Origin of the sequence: Parvibaculum sp. (assembly GCF_035511255.1) — a bacterium.
Taxonomy (GTDB): Bacteria; Pseudomonadota; Alphaproteobacteria; order Parvibaculales; family Parvibaculaceae; genus Parvibaculum.
The window spans coordinates 1-5459 of the sequence record NZ_DATKFR010000423.1; the positions used below are offsets into that span (position 1 = coordinate 1).

5 protein-coding genes are annotated in these 5459 nt (G+C 64.0%); 2 read left to right on the plus strand and 3 right to left on the minus strand.

The window, feature by feature from the left end; all coding sequences use genetic code 11:
* Together VMR03_RS16005 and VMR03_RS16010 are read right to left on the minus strand one after the other, a co-directional pair.
* Positions 1-778: aminotransferase class I/II-fold pyridoxal phosphate-dependent enzyme (locus tag VMR03_RS16005; protein WP_325406969.1), on the minus strand; the 778-nt coding region annotated here is incomplete at its 3' end.
* Between the two features lie 200 nt (positions 779-978).
* A complete protein-coding gene (locus VMR03_RS16010) occupies positions 979-1602 on the minus strand; it encodes a hypothetical protein (protein WP_325406971.1) in 624 nt (207 codons plus the stop codon).
* Between the two features lie 271 nt (positions 1603-1873).
* Between VMR03_RS16010 and phaC the strand changes: the two genes are divergently transcribed.
* Positions 1874-3760 (plus strand): class I poly(R)-hydroxyalkanoic acid synthase, encoded by a 1887-nt coding sequence (gene phaC, locus VMR03_RS16015; protein WP_325406972.1) that lies wholly within the window; start codon positions 1874-1876, stop codon positions 3758-3760.
* 21 nt (positions 3761-3781) lie between these two features.
* Here phaC and VMR03_RS16020 read toward each other — a convergent pair whose 3' ends face one another.
* Positions 3782-4309, minus strand: coding sequence for a VOC family protein (locus VMR03_RS16020; protein ID WP_325406974.1), 528 nt, complete (start codon positions 4307-4309; stop codon positions 3782-3784).
* Between the two features lie 259 nt (positions 4310-4568).
* Between VMR03_RS16020 and VMR03_RS16025 the strand changes: the two genes are divergently transcribed.
* The gene (locus tag VMR03_RS16025) at positions 4569-5399 is read left to right on the plus strand and encodes a DMT family transporter (RefSeq protein WP_325406976.1); all 831 of its coding nucleotides are present in this window, start codon (positions 4569-4571) and stop codon (positions 5397-5399) included.
* Positions 5400-5459: the final 60 nt, after the last annotated feature.

The following is a 5459-nucleotide window of genomic DNA, read 5'->3' on the forward strand; positions in this document are numbered from 1 at the left end:
CGTTGATGAGCCGGTCGTTGCCGACCGCAAAGCCCATGCGCCAGCCCGGCATCGAATAGGTCTTCGACAGCGAGGTGAACTCGACGGCGCGGTCCTTGGCGCCCGGAACCTGCAGGATCGAGGGCGGCGGATTGCCGTCGAAATAGATTTCCGAATAGGCGAGATCGGAGATGATGTAGATGTCGTGCTTGGCAGCGAAGGCGACGACCTCACGGTAGAAATCGAGATCGGCGACCTGGGCCGTCGGGTTCGACGGATAGGAGACGACGAGCGCCGTCGGTTTCGGCACGCTATGACGCACGCCGCGTTCCAGCATGTCGAAGAAGCCCTCCGGGCTCTCGAACGGAACGGAGCGGATGACCGCGCCCGAAATGATGAAACCGAAGGCGTGGATCGGATAGCTCGGATTGGGGCACAGGATGACGTCGCCCGGCGCGGTGATCGCCTGGGCGAGATTGGCGAGGCCTTCCTTCGAACCGAGCGTCGCGATGACTTCCGTGTCCGGATTGAGCTTCACGCCGAAGCGGCGCTCGTAATAGGCGGCCTGGGCCTTGCGCAGGCCCGGAATGCCGCGCGACGAGGAATAGCGATGGGTCTTCGGGTCGCGGACGGCCTCGATCAGCTTTTCGACGATGTGCGGCGGTGTCGGCATGTCGGGATTGCCCATGCCGAAATCGATGATGTCCTTGCCCTCGGCGCGCGCCTTGGCCTTGAGCTTGTTGACGCTCTCGAAAACGTAGGGGGGCAAACGCTTTATGCGGTGAAACTCTTCGCTCATGGCCATGTCCTGATACGACGCTCGAACCTGCCCTTCGATGAGCCGGTCCCGCGCGTCTTATAACGCCAAAGCCCCCGTGGGGCCATGTCAAATGGCCCGTCCCGGCGGCGGATTCCCTTGCGAATTGGCACCCGCCATCAGGCCCGTGGCCCAAGGCGGGATTATGGCGGATTCCCCGAAGCCGGGGATAAATCGGCCGATCAGAGGCTGGAACCGCCCCCGACCGCCGGCTTGACCTCGACCGGCGTGGTCGGCGAGGCCTTGACCGGCTGTTCGGCATTCGGGTCGGGCTTGGCCTCGGCCGGCGCGTCCGCGACCGGAGCCGCCTGCGAGGTGTCGGCCTCCGCCGTCTGGATCCTCTTGACCGCCGCCAGCGAGGCGTGGCCGCCCCGGCCCGGCATGGGCAGGAGAGCCGGCGCGTCGTTCGACGACTGCTTGCCGGTCGTCCCGGCATCGGAGCCGTCGGGCGCGTCCTTCAGCGGCTTCACGGGCGAGGGCGTGCTCACCTGGGGCGGCGGCGCGGGCGGTTCGGTGCCGCCGCGCAGAACCTCGTCCGTATGCTTGGCGGCCGCCCGGTCGGCGGCAAGACCGCTGGCGATTTCCTTCTGCTGGGCCGATGACGTCGCGTCGGGCTTCTGCCCCGGCACATCGGCAAGTTCCGGAAAGCCGCTCGTCCCGGCCGGCGTTTCAGCGGGCTTGGCCTCGCCGTAGACGGGATCGGGCTTGGACCAGTCCGGCATCATGGAGCAGCCGGCCAATCCGCCGGCCACCAGTGCCACGGCGCCGATCTTCGCCATCAGGTTCGTCCCCACGCGCATGCGCATTCCGTCAATCCCTCCAAACCTGGACATCATTCTCGCTCCTTGACCGCTTTCCGGTTCCCCAACCCCAAGCGCCCCGCCGCCGTATTCTTGTCGGCCGCTCGATCGCGAGCCAAGCAGGCACTAGGCGGGCGAGCGCCAGCGTATAGTATAAGGCCGGAACAAAAAACCGTTTGTCGCGGTTCGAGGTCTTCCATGACGGGAAGCGCCAAAGTGCCGCGACTATTCGAACCCCTTTCAAGGAATTGTCGCGTCGCTGCGCGAAACTCGCCCCATGACACAAAAGACCGCGAAGAAGACGAAGAGCAAATCCGCCAAGGGGCCCCAACCCGAGATTCCGCCAAAAGCGGAGACGAAGCCCGACGCGCCGCTCAAGACGCCTTTCCCCGTGCCCGATATCGGCGCGCTGGCACTGAACCTGATCCAGGCGGCGACGCTCGGGCAAAAGGCTGCCCGGCTGATGGCCGCGGGCGAAGATCGCAATGCGGCCGAATCGACGGTGCTCGATCTTCGCCGCGTCGCCAAGACCATGCTCGACGTCGCGACCAACTATGTCCGCAGCCCGGCCAAACTCGTCGAGGCGCAGCTCCAGCTCTGGAACGGCTATATCGACCTGATGCAGTCGGCGACCCGCCGCCTGATGGGCGAGGAAGCCAAGCCCGTCGTCGAGCCCGCCCGATCCGACAAGCGCTTCAAGGCGCCTGAATGGGAAGAGAACGTCGTCTTCGACCTGATGAAGCAGTCCTATCTGCTCGCCAGTCAGTGGCTGACGCAACAGGTCCACAATACCGAAGGCATCGACAAACACACGCGCATGAAAGCGGATTTCTACGTCCGCCAGTTCGCCAACGCCTTTTCGCCGTCGAACTTCCTGCTGACCAACCCGGAAGCGCTGCGCACCACGCTCGCGAGCAATGGCGAAAACCTGGTGCTCGGCATGCAGCACCTCCTCGAAGACGTGGAGCGCGGCCACGGCAAGTTGCAGATCCAGCAGACCGACATGAAGGCGTTCCGGCTCGGCGAGAACATCGCGCTGACGCCCGGCAAGGTCGTCTTCCAGAATGCGCTGATCCAGCTTCTGCAATACGAGCCAACGACGGAAAAGGTCCACAAGCGGCCGCTGCTGATCTTCCCGCCCTGGATCAACAAATATTACATCCTCGATCTCACGCCCGAAAAATCCTTCGTCAAATGGGCCGTGGCGCAGGGCTTCACCGTTTTCGTGGTGAGCTGGGTCAATCCCGATGCGCACCTCGCGATGAAAACCTTCGAGGACTACATGTTCGAAGGCGTCTATGCCGCCCTCGACGCCGTCGAAAAAGCGACCGGCGAAAAGGAAGTCAACGCCATCGGCTATTGCATCGGCGGCACGCTGCTCGCGTCGAGCCTCGCCCATATGGCGGCGAAGGGCGATGACCGCATCAAGTCCGCCACCTTCTTCGCGACGCAGGTCGACTTCACCGAGGCCGGCGATCTTCAGGTCTTCATCGACGAAGAGCAGATCGCCGAACTCGAGGAGCAGATGGAAGCGCATGGCGGTGTGCTCGAAGGCTCGACCATGGCGACGACCTTCAACATGCTGCGCTCGAACGAGCTGATCTGGTCCTACGTGGTCAACAACTACCTGCTCGGCCGTGAGCCCGTTCCCTTCGACCTTCTCTACTGGAACGCCGACGCGACGCGCATGCCGTCGAAGATGCACCTCTTCTATCTGCGCGAATGCTATCTGCGGAACCATCTCGCCGAAGGCAAGATGGAGTTCGGCGGCATCAAGCTCAATCTCTCGAAGGTCGAGGTGCCGGTCTATCTCCAGTCGAGCCGCGAAGACCACATCGCGCCCTATAATTCGGTTTACAAGGCGACGCGGCTTTTCGGCGGTCCGGTGAAGTTCATCATCGCCGGCTCCGGCCACATCGCCGGCGTCATCAATCCGCCCTCGGCCAAGAAATACCAGTACTGGACCAATGACGAGCGCCCCGCGACGCCCGACGACTGGCTCGCCGGCGCGACGGAACATCCGGGCTCCTGGTGGCCGCATTGGGAAGAATGGGTCAAGCACACCGCCGGCCCGATGGTCCCCGCCCGCAAACCCGGCGACGGCAAGCTCCCGGTGCTCGAAGACGCGCCGGGGTCTTATGTGATGGTGAAGTCGGACGATTGAACGGGCCGTCGGGAGCGGCCGTCACTTCACCTCGCGGATCGGCTCGCTGCCGTCCCAATCCATCGCGGCCCGGCGGACATGCTCGAAGAACCGCCCCTTGTTGCCGCTGATGTCGGAAATCTCGACCACGGTGCCGGGATGAACGCCGGTATCGAAATAGGCGAAGCGGCCCTGTTCGCCCCCGATCTGGCCCTCATGGCCGACCTTGTAGCCGAGCGCCAGCGCGCGGTCGTAGAGGCCCTGATACGCCGTCGTCCAATAGGCGAGATGCTGGAGCCCCTCCCGGCCGGAATCGAGAAATTCCTTGTACATGGAGGGCGCATCGTTCCGCTGTTGGATGAGCTCGATCTGGAGATCGCCGGAATTCGCCAGCGCGATGCTCATCTCGACATTCGAGTCCACGCCGCGATGCCGGAACCAGTCCGTCTTCACCCGCTCGATATAGAACCAAGGGCCGACGCCCAGCACCTCGATCCAGTGGTTCATCGCCGCGCGGATGTCCCGCACCACATATCCGTTCTGGCGCACCGCCCCGAAAATCCGGCTCATTCTCTGCCTCCTGCCCAAAATTCCCGTCAAGTTGCACAATAGCGTCATTGCGAGCGTAGCGAAGCAACCCAGAGCCACACTTTCTGAATCTGGGTTGCTTCGTCGCTGTCGCTCCTCGCAATGACCTGGCGGGAGCGCCCCGTCTCCCATTCGCGCAAGCCCTTTCTCGCAAAAGCCCTCTAGGGTTCCCCGGCCCGCGCGGCTACTCTCCGTCGCAAATTCGACACGTCCCCCGCGGGAGACCATCCTGTCCCTGTCCATCACGCTCCTCGTCCTCCTCGCCGCGCTGCTGCATGCCGTCTGGAACGCCCTCCTCAAATCGAATGCCGACCGGCTGTCGATGATGGCTTTCGTCGCCGGCAGCGGCAGCCTGATGATGCTGCCGCTCCTGCCCCTTACGTCCGTGCCGAGCTGGGAGGTCTGGAAGATCATCTTCCTCTCGCTGGCGCTTCACACCGGCTACAAGATCTTCCTCGTCAAAGCCTATCAGCATGGCGATTTCGGCCAGGTCTATCCCCTGGCGCGCGGCCTCGCGCCGGCCATCGTCACCCTGGTCGGTTTTCTTTTTCTGCGCGAAAAACTGCCGATGACGGCCACCATCGGCATCGTCCTCATTCTGGCGGGCGTGGTCAGCCTCGCCTGGCGCTCGAAGAACGGTACACAGACGCCCACCAATCCCTACGCGATCTTCTACGCGCTCGGCACGTCGTTCTTCATCGCGGGCTATACGCTGAATGACGGTCTCGGCGGCCGCGTCGCCCTCACGCCGCGCGATTATGTGGTCTGGCTCTTTGTGCTCGACGGCGTCTCGATCGTCCTGATCGCGCTCTGGCGGCGCGGGCCCGCGCTCCTCCGCCCGCAACGCGCCTGGGCCTATGGCGCCGTCGGGGGCGCCGCCTCCACCGCCGCCTACTGGATCGTCATCTGGGCGATGTCCGTCACGCCCCTCGGTCCCGTTGCCGCGCTGCGGGAAACCAGCGTCGTCTTCGGCGCCCTGATTTCGGGCTTCATCCTCAAGGAAGGTCTCGGATGGCGCGCCGTCATCGCCGCCGCGACCGTCGCCGCCGGCGTCATCCTTCTCAAACTCTAGGCACAGTTCTGGAGATAACCGGATAGATGGGAAGGAGCGTCACGCTGGTCAAGTGCCGCG